This window comes from Clostridium nitrophenolicum, from assembly GCF_055391695.1.
The window spans coordinates 4,989,966-5,005,717 of the sequence record NZ_AP042469.1 but is presented as its reverse complement, the minus strand read 5'-3'; the positions used below and the strand labels follow the sequence as shown (position 1 = coordinate 5,005,717).

At 31.2% G+C, this 15,752-nt stretch carries 15 protein-coding genes; 10 read left to right on the top strand and 5 right to left on the bottom strand.

The genetic code is table 11. The features are described 5' to 3' along the window. Window positions 1–62 precede the first annotated feature (62 nt). Together ACZ5N4_RS23690 and ACZ5N4_RS23685 are read left to right on the top strand one after the other, a co-directional pair. On the top strand, window positions 63–629 hold the full coding sequence (locus ACZ5N4_RS23690) for a TetR/AcrR family transcriptional regulator (RefSeq protein ID WP_464204930.1): 567 nt from the start codon (window positions 63–65) through the stop codon (window positions 627–629). Window positions 630–653: 24 nt separating this feature from the next. Next, window positions 654–1,445 carry a sulfite exporter TauE/SafE family protein gene (locus tag ACZ5N4_RS23685; protein ID WP_464204929.1) on the top strand — a complete coding sequence of 264 codons (792 nt, stop codon included), beginning with the start codon at window positions 654–656 and terminating at the stop codon, window positions 1,443–1,445. Window positions 1,446–1,543: 98 nt separating this feature from the next. Here the strand turns inward: ACZ5N4_RS23685 and ACZ5N4_RS23680 are convergent, their stop codons facing one another. Both ACZ5N4_RS23680 and ACZ5N4_RS23675 read right to left on the bottom strand, forming a co-directional pair. Continuing rightward, window positions 1,544–2,419, bottom strand: a complete 876-nt coding sequence (locus ACZ5N4_RS23680) for an ABC transporter substrate-binding protein (protein WP_464204928.1) — start codon at window positions 2,417–2,419, stop codon at window positions 1,544–1,546. Further along, window positions 2,340–4,010 (bottom strand): recombinase family protein, encoded by a 1,671-nt coding sequence (locus tag ACZ5N4_RS23675; protein WP_464204927.1) that lies wholly within the window; start codon window positions 4,008–4,010, stop codon window positions 2,340–2,342. Before ACZ5N4_RS23675 ends, ACZ5N4_RS23680 begins: the two co-directional genes overlap by 80 nt. A 133-nt stretch (window positions 4,011–4,143) precedes the next feature. Between ACZ5N4_RS23675 and ACZ5N4_RS23670 the strand changes: the two genes are divergently transcribed. Beyond that, the gene (locus ACZ5N4_RS23670; protein WP_464204926.1) at window positions 4,144–4,311 is read left to right on the top strand and encodes a hypothetical protein; all 168 of its coding nucleotides are present in this window, start codon (window positions 4,144–4,146) and stop codon (window positions 4,309–4,311) included. A 186-nt stretch (window positions 4,312–4,497) separates the two neighbouring features. Then, window positions 4,498–5,565: a uroporphyrinogen decarboxylase family protein gene (locus tag ACZ5N4_RS23665; RefSeq protein ID WP_464204925.1), complete on the top strand. Its 1,068-nt coding sequence runs from the start codon at window positions 4,498–4,500 to the stop codon at window positions 5,563–5,565. Window positions 5,566–5,665: 100 nt separating this feature from the next. Here the strand turns inward: ACZ5N4_RS23665 and ACZ5N4_RS23660 are convergent, their stop codons facing one another. Beyond that, window positions 5,666–5,926, bottom strand: a complete 261-nt coding sequence (locus ACZ5N4_RS23660; RefSeq protein WP_464204924.1) for an ABC transporter substrate-binding protein — start codon at window positions 5,924–5,926, stop codon at window positions 5,666–5,668. A 279-nt stretch (window positions 5,927–6,205) separates the two neighbouring features. On the opposite strand from ACZ5N4_RS23660, the gene ACZ5N4_RS23655 reads away from it, so the two are divergent. Then, window positions 6,206–7,351, top strand: coding sequence for a universal stress protein (locus ACZ5N4_RS23655; RefSeq protein WP_464204923.1), 1,146 nt, complete (start codon window positions 6,206–6,208; stop codon window positions 7,349–7,351). A 78-nt stretch (window positions 7,352–7,429) separates the two neighbouring features. On the opposite strand, the gene ACZ5N4_RS23650 is transcribed toward ACZ5N4_RS23655, so the two are convergent. Further along, window positions 7,430–7,771 carry a hypothetical protein gene (locus ACZ5N4_RS23650; RefSeq protein ID WP_464204922.1) on the bottom strand — a complete coding sequence of 114 codons (342 nt, stop codon included), beginning with the start codon at window positions 7,769–7,771 and terminating at the stop codon, window positions 7,430–7,432. A 650-nt stretch (window positions 7,772–8,421) separates the two neighbouring features. Between ACZ5N4_RS23650 and kdpF the strand changes: the two genes are divergently transcribed. The 4 genes from kdpF (at window position 8,422) to ACZ5N4_RS23630 (ending at window position 13,063) form a co-directional block, all read left to right on the top strand. Then, the gene (kdpF, locus tag ACZ5N4_RS23645) at window positions 8,422–8,499 is read left to right on the top strand and encodes a K(+)-transporting ATPase subunit F (protein ID WP_178906830.1); all 78 of its coding nucleotides are present in this window, start codon (window positions 8,422–8,424) and stop codon (window positions 8,497–8,499) included. Between the two features lie 29 nt (window positions 8,500–8,528). Then, window positions 8,529–10,211, top strand: coding sequence for a potassium-transporting ATPase subunit KdpA (gene kdpA / locus ACZ5N4_RS23640; RefSeq protein ID WP_464204921.1), 1,683 nt, complete (start codon window positions 8,529–8,531; stop codon window positions 10,209–10,211). A 49-nt stretch (window positions 10,212–10,260) separates the two neighbouring features. Continuing rightward, window positions 10,261–12,324, top strand: a complete 2,064-nt coding sequence (gene kdpB / locus ACZ5N4_RS23635; protein WP_464204920.1) for a potassium-transporting ATPase subunit KdpB — start codon at window positions 10,261–10,263, stop codon at window positions 12,322–12,324. A 112-nt stretch (window positions 12,325–12,436) separates the two neighbouring features. Beyond that, window positions 12,437–13,063: a K(+)-transporting ATPase subunit C gene (locus ACZ5N4_RS23630; RefSeq protein WP_464204919.1), complete on the top strand. Its 627-nt coding sequence runs from the start codon at window positions 12,437–12,439 to the stop codon at window positions 13,061–13,063. Window positions 13,064–13,128: 65 nt separating this feature from the next. Here the strand turns inward: ACZ5N4_RS23630 and ACZ5N4_RS23625 are convergent, their stop codons facing one another. Continuing rightward, on the bottom strand, window positions 13,129–13,566 hold the full coding sequence (locus tag ACZ5N4_RS23625; RefSeq protein WP_464204918.1) for a P-type ATPase actuator domain-containing protein: 438 nt from the start codon (window positions 13,564–13,566) through the stop codon (window positions 13,129–13,131). Between the two features lie 332 nt (window positions 13,567–13,898). Here ACZ5N4_RS23625 and ACZ5N4_RS23620 point away from each other — a divergent pair, with 332 nt between their 5' ends. Next, on the top strand, window positions 13,899–15,734 hold the full coding sequence (locus tag ACZ5N4_RS23620) for a HAMP domain-containing sensor histidine kinase (RefSeq protein ID WP_464204917.1): 1,836 nt from the start codon (window positions 13,899–13,901) through the stop codon (window positions 15,732–15,734). The last annotated feature ends 18 nt before the right edge of the window (window positions 15,735–15,752 follow it).

Below are 15,752 nucleotides of genomic sequence, written 5' to 3'. Positions count from 1 at the left end.
AGAAGAGTATAAAATAGTATTATGTTTAAATGAATCATGATTCATAAAAAAGAGGTGATGTTATGCCAAAGATAATAAAAGATGTTGAGAAGACTATCAGAAATTGTGCTTTAGAATTGTTTGTTGAGTTTAGCTATACTAACGTTGATATGAAAATGATATCTAAAAAATCCGGTGTAGCCGTTGGAACTCTATATAATTACTATGAAAATAAAAAACAGCTTTATATAAGCATACTTAAAGAGAGTTGGGAAAATACATTTAATAAGCTTGATGCTATAAGTGAACTTACCATTTCTTCAGGAGAGAAACTTAGAAAATTCATAATTTCACTTTATGAAGACATTGAAGCAAGGAATGGTCTAGGTAAAGCTTTGATAAATACTTCAGTAGCTGAACTGAAAGATGATAAAGAGATTAATGGTTTAAAAAACAGCTTGATTTTAAGAGTAGAAAATTTTTTAAATTGTCTTGATAAGGTAGAAACTCTTAGCAAATGTTCCAACGTTAATACTAGATTAGCAGAATCTTTATTAGTATCCACATTAATAATGTTAGAATTTCATCCAAATGATAAAGAAGACAACATCAATTTTTTAGTTAACTTCATAGGGTTATCTATGAAATAGAAATAGCAAAGGAGATATATTTTTATGAGTTTAGTATTATATTTATTAGCAATAGTTATAGGTGTTATCACTGGTGGTATAACAAGCCTTATAGGGGCTAGTGGAGTTATGATTATAGTTCCTATTTTAACTATGCTCTTTAAAGCTAGTGTTCATACCGCAATAGGTACAAGTCTTTTTGTTGATGTTATAGCTTCTTTAACTGTATCTTATTCTTACTACAAGAATGGCAATATAGAGCTTAAATCAGGTATTTGGATAGCTTTAACTTCTATTATTGGAGCCCAATTAGGTGCATCATTTGCAAGTAAAATGGGAGAAGGTAACCTGTCCTCAAGTTTTGGAGTTGTGTTAGTTCTTGCAGGTTTATCAATGGTTCGTAAGAGTTATAAAGAGAAAAAGGATTCATCAGATACTTTAAGTAAATTGGTTAACTTTAAAAAAGAATGGCAAAAAATATTAGCAGCTTTAGTTATAGGATTAGGTATAGGAATATTAAGTGGAATATTTGGAGCTGGCGGTGGAGTTATGATACTTTTAGCTTTAATAGTATTAATGGCATTCCCACTTCATAAGGCCATAGGTACTTCTACTCTTATAATGGCTATAACAGCCCTTTCTTCTACGGTTGGCTATGGGGTTAGAGGTAATATAGACTTTGTATTAGGTAGTTTATTATCTGTAGGAGCAGTATTTGGTGGAATTATAGGTTCTCGTTATGCAAATAAAGTTAATGAAAAGACATTACAAAAAGTTGTGGGTATATGCTTTATGGCTATGGGTATAATTATGACTGCAATAGAAATAATCAAATAAACTAATTATTTTCAATATAGAAAATAATTTTTATAATAAGCGTAAAAGGTTGTTAACAAAATATGTTTATTAACAGCTTAAGGGTGCACTATGCACCCTTATTTTATTTCTTTAATAGCTTTTTCGCCAAAGGTATTGTTTACAATTTTATCAAATGGTGGTCTCTGAGGGATTAGATCAGCTTTGTAAGATTGAATTATATCCATAAGCCTACTCAAATTTTCTTCTTTAAGTGTTGGATTGGAAGCAAAAGCATTAATGCCTCTATAGTTTTTTACTACAGATACTAGTATTTCCTCATCAGTTCCAGGGAAGAAGGATTTTATAGCTTTTGCTACTTCTTCATCACTATGCTTTTGAACCCAGAGTTGTCCTTTATATATAGCACGAGTAAATTTCTCTATTACTTGTGGATTTTTATCCATGTAGGATTTTGTTGAAAAGAAACAAGTATAAGGTATAGTGCCAGCTTCTTTGCCAACAGAGGCAGCTACATAACCTGCATTTACTTTATTAAGCATACTTGCATTAGGTTCGAAGATAGTTGCATAATCGCCAGTACCACCTTTAAATGCGCCTGTTACAGCAGAAAAGGCAATGTTGGTTATGATATTTACGTCTTTACCAGGCTCAAGATTATGCTTTTTAAGTACATATTCGAAAGTCATTTCAGGCATCCCACCTGGTCTTCCACCAATTATAGTTTTACCCTTTAGTGATTCCCATTTGAAGTCCTTTTCCTCATGCCTTCCAACTAAGAATGAGCCGTCTGTTTGAGTTAGCTGTGCAAATAGTATAGGATAATCATCTCTGTTTTGATTATTAATGTATATTACTTGTTCTGGTCCACAAAAACCTATATCAACGCTTTTGCTTAATACCTGTTGCATAGTTTTATCTGGAAACATTTTTAAAGGACAAGTTATCGTTAGATCTTCTTCTAACACCGCCAATAGGAAAATCAGAGGTAGCATTGAATAAGTTAACTTGCAGAGTTCTACTTTTACTGTCCCACACAATGTTATTTATAATTTCTAAAAGATACTGACGCTTTTTATCTGTGCTTTCAATGCAATCAAAAAGCTTTTTAAAGTTCTCTATTTTGCTGGTTATTTCATCAATATAATTTAAATCGGAATCTGTTTTTAAGGCAAGATTCTTTAAAGCAAGTAAATCTTTTTCTAAAGAAAGGTTTTGTAAATTTAAACTATTAATTTCCTTTTGAAACTCTGAAATTATAGTAGGATCATCATTTAAAAGGGCTAGCTTTCTTATCAAGCTTTGAATAAGCTTTTTATTGTTTTCTATTTGGGTTTGTAGTTTTAATTCTTCTTCTTTGATTAAGCTGCTTTTGCTTTTTTGTTTAGAAACTATCTTATCATAAGACTCTATAAGTTGTTCTACAGTAACTCCCTTTATATTTTTTAAAACTAAATCTTCAGCTACATCTGCATTTAACATGGTAGAACTACATCTATTAGAGGCTCTGTTCTTTAAGTTACATCTATAATACCTTTCGTATTTGCCACTCTTAGGATTATTTCTGCTCCAAGAGCTCATACCACTGCCACACTCACCACAGATTAAGAGTCCAGATAAAAGAAACTTGTTACCAGTAGCACTTCTAGGAGAAGGCTTTTGATTATTTAAAGCATTGATATTTTGACATCTCAGCCATAGGTCACTAGGAATAATAGCATTATGTTTTCCAACAGCTATAATCCATTCACTAATAGGATTTGTTTTTCTTCCTTTTTCTCTTTTGTTATAAGTAATAAGACCATTTTTACCATCAAAATTGCCACAAACTATTGCACCAAGATTTTTAAAATACTCATAAATTTTCTTATCAGCATAAGTGTATACAGGGTTTTTTATAATTTGTTCCACAGTACCTTGTGAAAACTCGCCACCATTTTTACCTTTATAATGATGATTGCAAAGGTAAGTGGCCACAGAAGGAAAGCCCTTTTTCTCTAAATACAAATTAAAAATTAGCTTAACAAGTTCAATTTCCTCTGGTACTAAAGTTAACTTATACATTTTTTTATTCCCACCATTTAAATCTCTATAATTAATAGCTTCAGACTTAAAACCAAGGGGAGCAGTACCACCTAACCAACGACCGCTTTTGGCAAGTTCAAGCATGTTATCTCTAACTCTTTCAGCAATAGTTTCACGCTCAAGCTGTGCAAAAACAGAAGCGATATAAACCATAGCACGACCTATAGGAGTTGAAGTGTCGAAATGTTCTTTGATGGAAACAAAATCTACATCATATTTTTGAAGAGTTTCTAATGTAGAAGAAAAGTCAGCTACATTACGAGATATTCTGTCTAATCTATAGCAAATGAGCATAGAAAACTTCTTAGCCTTAGCATCCTTCATCATCTGCTTAAATTTAGGACGATTAGTATTACTACCACTAAATCCCTCGTCTTTATAGTATAAAAAATCTGTAACTCCTGCTTTAGTACCAATCTCTTTGCATAATCGAATTTGGTTTTCTATAGATTCTCCTTTGTCAGTTTCAATAGATTTTCTAGCATATATTGCAGCAATCATAAAGATTACCTCCACAGCAAGTTAAAGTTATATATTAAAGTTTATGTTCTTTTAAAATTTAAAAGAAGATTTTTGAAAGAAATTAATAGAGCTGAATATTATAGTTATAACAGTGCTTTTAATGGAGATTTTTATGAGAGGAAAAGAGGATATTTCAGTTAAGATTAATTGTTCAGAGAAAGAAGAGGATTTAATAGAATTAGAAGATAGAAAGATTAGAATTGTGTTTGAGGTGTTAAAAGAGAAGTATGAAGATGTGATTTTAGAAGAGTATGTAAGGAGCATTCAGAGAAAACCTTAGAAATAAATTCAGTTGACAGTTCTTGTTTCTAAAATTTAAGAAAAATCAGACAGATTTGAAAAATGATATTATATCAAAATTTTTATAGAAAAGGCTTGAACTATTACAATTTAATATGTTTATAGAAAGCTTGGCATTACAATGTTAGAATTATATGTATGAAAGCAAAAGAAGGGATGATTTTAGTTGATTAAAGAAGAAATGACACCACTAGAAAGAATGAAGGCTTTTTCTAAAGGAGAGGAAATTGATAGAATAATATGTGTTCCTGATATGGGAGTTACAATGGTTCCTTTTATTGGAGTAACAGCCAGGGAATATTATCATTCAGCACAGCTTATGGCTGATTTGGAAATAGCTTTATTTAAAAGACTTCGTCATGATAGCTTAGGTATATCTACTAGTCTCAGAGGAGTTGCTCAAGCTATGGGATCTAAAGTAGGTTATCCTGAGTATGGTATTTCATATCTAATGGAACCAGCTATTAAATCTGTAGATGAGATAGAATCTCTTAAGGTTGTAGATCCGCTAAAGGATGGTAATTTGCCAATTTTAATTGAGGCAATAAGACTTACTAGGGATGCACTTAAAGATGAAGTAGATGTTGGTGCTGCTATGTCGGGACCTTTCAGTGTTGCGGCTTCAGTAGTGGGAACAGAAAATTTATTAAAATGGATGATTAAGTATCCTAAAAGAGTTCATACTTTGATGGAAATAGTAGCAGAATCTAACAACAGGTATATAGAGGAAGTAGCTAAGCTAGGTGTATCTATTGGATTTGCAGATCCAGTTTCATCTACTAGTCTTATAAGTCCAAAGCAGTTTAGAGAGTTTTCATTACCTGCTCTTCAGAAAAATATAAATAAGATAAAAGAAAAAACAGGAAGCGCCCCTGGTATACATATTTGCGGCAAAAGTAAGGAAATTTGGCAAGATGTCGTAAATGCTGGTGTTTCCAATTTCAGTATTGATAATGTAGAGGATTTAGAAGAAGCTAAGGAAATAATGGGTGATAGAGTAGTTATTACTGGAAACGTTCCACCAGTAGATGCAGTATATTCAGGAAGCAAAGAAGATATCTTTAAAGCAGTTAAAGAATCTATTAGAAAGGGACATGACTCTAAAAAAGGTTACATTTTAAGTACAGGATGTCAAATTCCAATGCATACACCAATAGAAAAGGTTGAAATGTTTATGGAAGCAGGCAAAACCTACGGAAAATGCCCTGTGGATTTAAAACTATTGAATGATTAGTAAATAATAAAATATATAAACAACCTCCCCTTTATAGTAAATTTGAGATTACAAACAAATTTTATTATGAGGGGAGTTATAATTAATTATAACAAATTAATTATAATACTTGTGTTTTGAAGATAGTTGTATCAGCACCTTCTCCAGTTGTCAGGTCTACTTTTAAACCTTCTTCAGCAAAGAATCCCTGACTCATTGCTGCATACATTGGAGCGTAGAAAACCGAACGGGTAACTTCATTCAATCTAACAGTTACAACATCCTTATCAGCATTTTTCTTTTCAGCACATCCAGCAAAAATAGTAACTATAAAAATAAAAGTTATTAAAATGGAATAGGGAATAAACTTATGTTTTTTCATACAGAACCTCCGTTGAATAAATTAGATATTAATTTATATTATGAAATTAAGTAAGCTTTGGTTAAACTTTTGTATAGTATATGGAGCTCAAAATTGAGAAATGTATAAAATTAAATTCTCTATGGAAATTATAAATAAAAAAATATAACTAAGTGAATATGTATTTTTTACTGTAGTCTTGTTTCTGAATCCCTGTATAATTGAAGAATAAGTTTACTTACTATATTTTGTTAGATATAATGTACTTAAATATATAGTTATTTTAAGAGGTTGAGATAAATGAGAAATGAGTTCAAAAGAGATACCCCAGAGGAAGCTTTGAAAAAGTTTAAAAGAGAGCTAAGTGGACGATTAAAAATATACATAGGTTATGCACCAGGTGTTGGAAAGACTTATGCTATGCTTAATGACGCCAACAACAGGTTTGAAAAAGGTGAAGATATAGTAATTGGGTATTTAGAATCTCATCAGAGAAAAGAAACAGAGGCTCAAATAGGAAAGCTAGAAACTGTATCTAGAAAAAAGATTGAGTATAATGGCATAGTAATGGAGGAAATGGATACTGAAGCTATTATATCAAGGAGGCCTAGTACTGTTCTTATAGATGAATTAGCACATTCCAACGTGCCAGGTTCTAAGAATAAAAAGAGATATGAAGATGTTGAAGAGATTTTAAGCCAAGGAATAAATGTGGTATCTACATTAAATATTCAGCATTTAGAAAGTCTTAACGATATAGTAAGACAAATTACAGGAGTTACAGTTAAAGAAACTATACCAGATAAAATTGTTGAAGAAGCAGATGAAGTAGTAGTAATAGATATTACCCCAACAGCTCTTCAAAGCAGGTTAAAAGGTGGATATATATATAAATATGAAAATATTGCTAGATCGTTAAAAAACTTTTTTAGGCTAGGTAACTTAAATGCATTAAGAGAAATAGCTCTTCGTCAAACTGCTGAAGAAGTTGATGAAGAACTTGAAGAATATAAAAAAGAACATGGAATTAAAGAAAACTGGCACATTATAGAAAGAGTAATGGTATGTATAAGTCCTAGCCCAACTTCTAAAAAGCTTATTCGAAGAGGCGCTAGAATAGCAAGAAAATTCAAATGTGAATGGGTTGTAGTTAACATAAATAGCACAAGGATATTTGCTCAGAAAACGACCGAAAAAGATTCGGAGAGGCTTGAAGGACATTTTAAATTGGCACGGCAGTTAGGAGCAGAAGTTGTAAATTTGACTGGCAAGAGTATATCAAGAGAGTTAGCACAATTTGCAACTCAGAGATATATAACACAGATAATTATTGGCCATAGTACGAGAACTAAATGGCAAACTATATTAAGAGGCTCAACAGTTACGAGACTCTTAAAGCTTACAAGAGATATAGAAGTTCATGTTATACCAAATGATTTAAGATAAATAAAGTCATAAGGCTAGATCCTGTACAGTGAAATTTACAGGATCTAGCCTTATGACTTTATTAAGTTAGTATGTTAATTATTGTTTGTTAAATATGCAGTTTTGGTTGGCTAGAAAGTTTGAAAGTGTAATTCTTGTTCCTTCTACTTTTCCTTTTATAGTTTTGTCATTGAAAAAACAAGAATTATCTTCTTTAGGTATAAGAGTAATCTGGTTATCAGTAATTGTATATTTTCCGTTAGAGGATTCTGCATCTTTATTGAATGTATTTATTAGATTATAACTATTGTCTTTGTTAAGATTCAACGTTATATTAGCATTTACTTGACAAATATATTTGCCATAATAAGGATTTTTGTGATAGCTTGTCATAGACAAAATGATTAAAACGAATATTATAAGTGATAACAGCTTTTTCATACATAAACACCTCAGTTCATTAAAAATTCATCTTATGTATAAAGATTATAGTACTTATTTATTAATATTTAAAATCAAGGTTCATTTTCTATTTAACATTATCAATAACATTAAAAGTAATTAAATTGAAATATAAAACTTTTTCTATGATTTGTGTCTATTTATTATATGTTATGATATGAACAATATATTGATTTTTTAGTCAATTGATGTTAATAGCAAAATATTGATCGATGCCAAAGTCAGAATATTAATACAGATTTAAATTAAAAAATGGTTATATTTTAGTACTTTTTTTGTTTTATGTCAATTTAGAATACTTAAGGTAAGTAAAGCAAATACTAAGGATTACTAAGAATATTGATAATAGTTTTTCTAAACTGTGTACAATAGCTTGGAGTTTTTCAAATTGAGGACAACACTAAATTTCATTTTTTTCCTCAATGGCAGTATAATCTCAATATGCTCAATTGCATTGACAATGAATTATGAATTATTAATATTTAACTGGACAAAAAGGAGGTAAATATATATGATGGACATAATTTTTGTAGCATCACTTTTTATAGGTTTTGTATGTCTAAAATTTTTTGCTGAATGGTGTGATAAGCAAACTGAAAATAAAAAGGATTAGTAGGAGGAGCTAGAGAATGTGGGGATTAATTATAATAACTATTTTGCTGTTTATATATTTATGTTATGCACTGTTTAACCCTGAAAAGTTTTAATAATTTAATTATATAAGGAGGTTGTTGCAATGGAAACTTTGCAAATAATAATACCACTAATAATATTTGTTTTATTGGTTATCCCAGTTGGTAAATATTTGTACAAGGTAAGTACCTTTGAAAAACATTTTGGTAATGGATTTTTCGATATTATAGATAATTTTATATATAGGATATGCGGAATAAAAAAAGACGAAGAAATGACGTGGAAGCAATATATCCTATCAATTATTGCAGTAAATGCAGTAATGGCAGCATTAGGATATTTAATATTGAGAACTCAATCTTTACATTTTCTAAATCCAAATAAGGTAGGTGGAATGGAGCAGTCGCTTACCTTTAATACAGTAATAAGCTTTATAACAAATACAAACCTTCAGGATTACAGTGGTGAATCCGGTGTATCTTACTTAAGTCAAATGACTGTAATGACATTTATGATGTTTACTTCTGCGGCCACTGGTTTTGCTGCAGCACTTGCATTTATGAGAGGAATCATCGGCAGAAATAAAACTCTTGGAAACTTTTTTGTAGATTTGACTAGAGTTATAACTAGAGTTCTTCTTCCTCTATCGGTTATAGTTACTTTGTTATTAGTAGCACAGGGAGTACCACAAACTCTGACCGGTACTCATACAGTAGCTACAATAGAAGGTAAGCTTCAGGATATAGCATTAGGTCCAGTTGCGACTCTTGAGTCAATTAAACATCTAGGTACAAATGGTGGTGGTTTCTTTGGTGCTAATTCATCTCATCCTTTTGAAAATCCAACACCTATAACGAATTTAATTGAAATGCTATCAATGATGATACTGCCTGGTGCTGTAGTATATGCCTTTGGGCTAATGTTAAAGAATAAAAAACAAGGCTGGGCAATATTTGCCGCTATGGGAATATTATTTTTACTTGTACTTCCAATTTGTTATTCAGCAGAAAAAGCAGGTAATCCAGCACTAGCACATATAGGTCTTAATCAGCTTATGGGAAACATGGAAGGTAAAGAAGTTAGATTTGGTATACCTCAGTCTGCACTATTTACTACTGTAACTACAGCTTTTACAACGGGAACTGTAAACAATATGCATGACTCTCTAACACCTTTGGGAGGATTAGTGCCACTGTTTAATATGATGCTAAACGTAACCTTTGGTGGAAAAGGCGTAGGTTTTATGAATATGATTATGTATGCAATACTAACTGTATTCTTATGTGGATTAATGGTAGGTAGAACTCCAGAGTTCCTATCTAAGAAACTAGAGGGAAGAGAAATTAAGCTGATTGCACTAGCTATAATAATACATCCATTTCTAATACTTATGTTTTCTGCACTAGCATTAATTGTTCCTCAAGGTGTAGCAGGAGTAACAAATCCTGGATTCCATGGTTTAACTCAAGTGGTTTATCAGTTTGCATCATCTGCAGCTAATAATGGTTCTGGATTTGAAGGCATGGCAGATAATACGATATTTTGGAATACCGCTACAGGAATTGTAATGTTCCTTGGAAGATATTTATCCATGATAATTCTTATTGCTGTAGCAGGGTCCTTAGCTTCTAAAAGAGCTATACCTGCAACTGCCGGTACCTTTAAAACTGATAATGCTATGTTTTCAATAACTTTAGTGGTTATTGTTTTAATAATTGGAGCATTGACATTCTTACCAGCTATTGCATTAGGACCGATAGCAGAGCATTTAACACTTATACGTTAAGTTTAATGGTAATATAAGTTTTACAAATATTTAAGAAGGAGCATTTGGTATGAGTAAAAATGATAGGAAAAATAAGTTTATTACCAAAGAAATAGTTAATGAAGCTATAACTGAATCCTTTCGGAAATTAAACCCTAAATATATGATTAAAAATCCAGTTATGTTTGTTGTTGAAATAGGCTTCTTTATATCTTTATTATTAACATTTTTTCCAACCATATTTGGAGATACTGGTAATAATTTAAGAACATATAATTTGATTGTTATGTTAATTCTTTTTATAACTGTTTTATTTGCAAATTTTGCTGAAGCTATAGCAGAAGGTCGTGGTAAAGCTCAAGCAGAAAGCTTAAAGAAAACACGTAAAGATACTATGGCTAAGCTCTTAGATAGTAATGGCGATGCAAAAGTAATAAGTGCAAGTGAACTAAAAAAAGGAGATATTGTTCTTGTAGAAACAGGAGATTTAATTCCTAATGATGGTGAAGTTGTAGCAGGTCTTGCATCTGTAGATGAGTCTGCTATAACAGGTGAATCCGCACCAGTTATGAAGGAAGCTGGCGGAGACTTTGCCTCTGTTACTGGAGGAACCAAAGTCGTAAGTGACTGGTTAAAGGTTAAAATAACAGCTACACCTGGTGAATCCTTCCTTGACAAGATGATTGCTTTAGTAGAAGGTGCATCCAGACAAAAGACACCTAATGAGATAGCTTTAAATACAGTGCTTGTTAGTTTAACACTAATATTTTTAATAGTTTTAGTAACCCTTTATCCTATGGCTATGTATTCTGGAGTTAGAATTCCTATATCAACACTAATTGCACTTCTTGTTTGTCTCATACCTACAACTATAGGTGGTCTTTTATCAGCTATAGGCATTGCCGGTATGGATAGAGTTACAAGATTTAATGTTATAGCAATGTCAGGTAAAGCCGTTGAAGCTTGTGGTGACGTTAATACAATGATACTTGATAAAACAGGTACTATAACTTATGGTAATAGATTAGCTGCGGAATTTATACCAGTTACTGCTGTAAAAATTGAAGAACTTATCCACTATTCTGTGATATCATCACTTAAAGATGATACTCCAGAAGGAAAGTCCATAGTTGAACTTGGTAAAAAACAAGGAACTACAATAGAAGCATCTAAATATGAGAATTTAGACTTTATAGAATTTACGGCTCAAACCAGAATGAGTGGATTAGACCTTTCAGACGGAAGAAAGGTAAGAAAAGGAGCACAGGATTCAATTAAAAAGTTTGTGACTGAGGCTGGTGGTGAAATTCCATCAGATTTAGATGAAAGCCTAACTAGAGTTTCAAAATTAGGTGGTACTCCATTAGTAGTATGTGTAGATAATAAAATATATGGAGTTATATATCTAAAAGATACAGTAAAACCTGGTCTTGTAGAAAGATTTGCAAGACTAAGAGAAATGGGTATAAAAACTATAATGTGTACGGGAGATAACCCATTGACTGCAGAAACAATTGCTAGAGAAGCTGGGGTTGATGAGTTTTTAGCAGAAGCTAAGCCAGAAGATAAAATAGATGCTATAAAGAGAGAACAAAGTGAAGGAAAGATAGTAGCTATGACAGGAGATGGAACTAATGATGCTCCAGCTCTTGCTCAGGCAGATGTAGGCCTCGCTATGAATAGTGGTACTACAGCAGCTAAGGAAGCAGCCAATATGGTTGACTTAGACTCAGACCCTACAAAGATATTGGAGGTTGTTGAAATTGGTAAGCAGCTTCTTATAACTAGAGGTGCTTTAACAACCTTTAGTATTGCAAATGATGTTGCTAAGTACTTTGCTATAATCCCTGCTATATTTACTGTAGCAATACCTCAAATGCAGATATTAAATGTTATGAGATTATCAACGCCTTCTAGTGCTATAGTTTCAGCATTAATATTTAATGCTATAATAATTCCGGTGTTAATACCTATTGCCATGAGAGGCGTAAAGTATAAACCTATGAAGTCAGAAATGCTTTTACTTAGAAATATGTTAGTATTTGGTGTTGGTGGTATGATAGTACCTTTTGTTGGGATTAAAGTCATAGATTTAATTATAACACCATTATTAAGAATATTAAACTTAAGCTAATATCTTAATTTTGTTTTAAGGATTCAGGGGAGGAATTACCCACACCAATTCTGAACCTGTTTCCTTAATAAAATACTTATATAAATATATTTTATTGAAGGAGATTAAAACCATGAAAACATTAAAGAGATCAATTCTTATAAGTGTTGTATTGTTGATCTTATGTGGAATAATATATCCTTTAGCTATGACAGGAATAAGTCAACTTGTTTTTAATAAAAAGGCTAATGGAAGTATGATATTTGTCAATGGAAAAGAAGTTGGCTCTGAGTTGATTGGCCAAAGCTTTACTGATCCAAGATTCTTTCATGGAAGAGTTTCAGCAGTTAATTATAATACCTATACTGAAGCTGATACTAAACCTGATAAGAATGGAAAGGTTGCATATACTGGTGTAAGTTCAGGTTCACAAAATCTTGCACCATCAAATAAAGCTTTAACTGATAGAGTACAAAAAGATATAGATGAGTTTTTAAAATCTCATCCTGGCGTGAAGAAAGAAGATATACCGACAGATTTGCTTACAAGCTCAGGTTCAGGACTTGATCCAAATATAAGTCCCGAATCAGCAAAGATACAAATACCAGCAGTTTCAAAAGCTACAGGCATAAGCGAAGCAGAGCTTCAAAATATAGTTAACAAATATACGGAAGGAAGGGCTTTGGGAATCTTTGGCGAACCTAGAGTTAACGTTCTTAAGGTAAATCTTGAAATAGCAACATTATTAAAAACAAAATAAAAAATTATAAATAAAAATAACTCTAGACTATCTAGAGTTATTTTTATTTATATATAAGCTTTGATTTATATAGAATTGCGCTCTGTAGAGCAAAATGTTTTATCCAAGCATGACTCTACAGGAGTTTTAATAACTTTAATTTTCAGCCAATTACTTACAAGTCTTGTCCCACTTATAACTGAAGAGGAATCTCCATCGGCTTCCTTCATAACCGGAACAGATTCACCAGTTATTGCAGACTCGTCTACTAAAGCTAGTCCTTCAATTATTTCGCCGTCACTTGGAATAATATCACCAACCTCCACAACAACTATATCTCCTTTTTTTAGATAACATGCACTTACTATTTTTATGTTTCCGTTTTTATCTAAAAGCTTTGCAATATTGGTATCTAAGCCTTTGTTAAGATCATGAGATTGTATTTTTTCTTTTTTTTCTAAATTATTTTTGCAAAAGCTTACTAATAAGTTTTTGACAAAACTATTTTTTATAATTTTATACATATTCCACCTCTATAATTAACAATTATTGTATGATTATTATAAAATTTAATGTTATTGCTATAGTCTAAATATATATAATAAGTACAGCTGGAATTATAACATATAGTTTTATTATTAGTTAATTATATTACCTATAGTTCTTTTGCTGAAGTCTTGAAAATCGTCCATTTTTAGATTTTCCTTGCTATTAAATAGGATCTAGCTTAATTAATTTATTGATTTGCAGGCATATTTGATGTTTTCTCGTTTTAATGTTAGCTTAACTAATTGACGTTAGTTATCGATAATCTTATACTGAGGAATAAATGTAGAATATCGTAACGGAGGGGAATATGATAAGAACACTTAAAGGTAAAATTTCAGTAGTATATACTTGTCTTGTATTAATGATTGCTGTGGTAGGATTTACTTCAGTAATTAGTTTTCATATATTAAGTAAGTCAATAGATGGATTAATGGTTAATAATTATAAGAGCATAAATGCAGTTGATAAAATGATTGAAGCTATTGATGAACAAAATACAGCTATTTTAAGTTATATCAATAATAATGAACAAATAGGAACTAATTTATTTTATAAGAATAGTGATGAGTTTTATAGATGGTATAACATAGAAGCTAATAATATAACTGAAATAGGGGAGAGAGACTACGTAGCTAAAATTAATAATGAATATATTAAATATATGACGTTGTTTCAAAATGTACAGGAAATTAAAAGTAAACAGGGAACATATGAAGCTCTTGATTTTTACAACAATAAAGTTAATGTTCAATATAATGACTTAAAAAATGAATTAAAAGGTTTATCCTCTTTAAATGAAAAAGCGATGTTTAATGGAAAAAATAATGTAACTAATGACACAATAGTAACAATGTATATAATCTTGGGATTGTCTACAGTGGCTGTAGTAGGAGGGTTCTTTATTTCAACATTCTTCATTAATAGATTTTTAAAGCCAGTATACATTCTTACGGAATGCATAAGATCCGTTAAGGAAGGATATCTGCATCAGGAGATACCTGTAGTTTCAACTGATGAAATAGGTCTTCTAGCGCATGAATTTAATAACATGACCAAAAGACTTCAACAGTTTGAATATAGTAGTAAAGGCAAATTATTAGAAGAAAAGAATAAGTCACTTGCTATTGTAAAAAGTATTTCTGACCCTTTAATTGTTTTAGATACAGATTGTAAGGTTATTTTACTAAATGATGCTTGTGAAGACATCTTTGGTATAAAAGAACTTGATGCTTTAAACAAACACTTTTTGGAAAGTATAAATAATAGAGAATTATACGAATATATATCCAGTGTTTATGGAGAAGAACATAAAAAAAGGGCAGAAAAAATAATGAATTTAAAGATAAAGGAACAAGATTATTACTTTAATATTATTGTTACGGCTATAGAAGATAGGAATTTAAATATATATGGAATAGTTGTATTATTCCAGAATGTTACTAAGCTAAAACAACTTGAGAAAATAAAATCAGACTTTATGGCTACTATATCTCATGAATTAAAAACACCTTTAACTTCAATAATGATGGGATTAAGCTTGGTTACAGATAAGAAAATAGGATGTTTGAGTGAAAAACAGGAAAGCATTATAAAAACAATAAGAGAAGATGGGGAAAGGCTTTCTAGCCTTGTAAACGAACTGCTTCAGCTTTCTAAAATTGAGTCAGATAAGGCGTTATTTAATATAGGGTCATGTTCTATAATTGGAATAATAGAAAATTGTATTAAAAGATTTAATGACCAAGCTGCAGATAAGGAAGTAAATTTATATTATGAAGCAAGCGAAAAGCTTCCTAAAATACTAGTAGACCCAGATAAAATATCCTGGGTGTTAAATAATCTGGTGTCAAATGCATTAAAATACGTAAATGCAGGAGATGAAATTTTAGTAAAGGCATTTGCTGAAGGTAATAAAATATTTGTATCAGTTATTGATACAGGAGTAGGAATACCTGCTGAATACCAGAAGAGAATATTTAATAAGTTTGTTCAAGTAAAAGGCAGCGATTTAGAAATGAGAGGTAGTGGGTTAGGTTTAGCTATTGCTAAAGAGATTGTAGAAGCTCACGGCGGGCAAATTTGGTGTGAAAGTAAATTAGATGTAGGAAGCACTTTTACCTTTACTATTCCTGTGGCAAATTAGTTAGATATGGAGGGGAAT

What these genes read in the sequence shown, in the direction of transcription:
- ACZ5N4_RS23690 (WP_464204930.1), top strand. Translation starts at nt 63, where the DNA reads ATGCCAAAGATAATAAAAGATGTTGAGAAGACTATCAGAAATTGTGCT.
- ACZ5N4_RS23685 (WP_464204929.1), top strand. Translation starts at nt 654, where the DNA reads ATGAGTTTAGTATTATATTTATTAGCAATAGTTATAGGTGTTATCACT.
- ACZ5N4_RS23680 (WP_464204928.1), bottom strand. Translation starts at nt 2,419, where the DNA reads ATGCTACCTCTGATTTTCCTATTGGCGGTGTTAGAAGAAGATCTAACG.
- ACZ5N4_RS23675 (WP_464204927.1), bottom strand. Translation starts at nt 4,010, where the DNA reads ATGATTGCTGCAATATATGCTAGAAAATCTATTGAAACTGACAAAGGA.
- ACZ5N4_RS23670 (WP_464204926.1), top strand. Translation starts at nt 4,144, where the DNA reads ATGAGAGGAAAAGAGGATATTTCAGTTAAGATTAATTGTTCAGAGAAA.
- ACZ5N4_RS23660 (WP_464204924.1), bottom strand. Translation starts at nt 5,926, where the DNA reads ATGAAAAAACATAAGTTTATTCCCTATTCCATTTTAATAACTTTTATT.
- ACZ5N4_RS23655 (WP_464204923.1), top strand. Translation starts at nt 6,206, where the DNA reads ATGAGAAATGAGTTCAAAAGAGATACCCCAGAGGAAGCTTTGAAAAAG.
- ACZ5N4_RS23650 (WP_464204922.1), bottom strand. Translation starts at nt 7,771, where the DNA reads ATGAAAAAGCTGTTATCACTTATAATATTCGTTTTAATCATTTTGTCT.
- kdpF (WP_178906830.1), top strand. Translation starts at nt 8,422, where the DNA reads ATGTGGGGATTAATTATAATAACTATTTTGCTGTTTATATATTTATGT.
- kdpA (WP_464204921.1), top strand. Translation starts at nt 8,529, where the DNA reads ATGGAAACTTTGCAAATAATAATACCACTAATAATATTTGTTTTATTG.
- kdpB (WP_464204920.1), top strand. Translation starts at nt 10,261, where the DNA reads ATGAGTAAAAATGATAGGAAAAATAAGTTTATTACCAAAGAAATAGTT.
- ACZ5N4_RS23630 (WP_464204919.1), top strand. Translation starts at nt 12,437, where the DNA reads ATGAAAACATTAAAGAGATCAATTCTTATAAGTGTTGTATTGTTGATC.
- ACZ5N4_RS23625 (WP_464204918.1), bottom strand. Translation starts at nt 13,566, where the DNA reads ATGTATAAAATTATAAAAAATAGTTTTGTCAAAAACTTATTAGTAAGC.
- ACZ5N4_RS23620 (WP_464204917.1), top strand. Translation starts at nt 13,899, where the DNA reads ATGATAAGAACACTTAAAGGTAAAATTTCAGTAGTATATACTTGTCTT.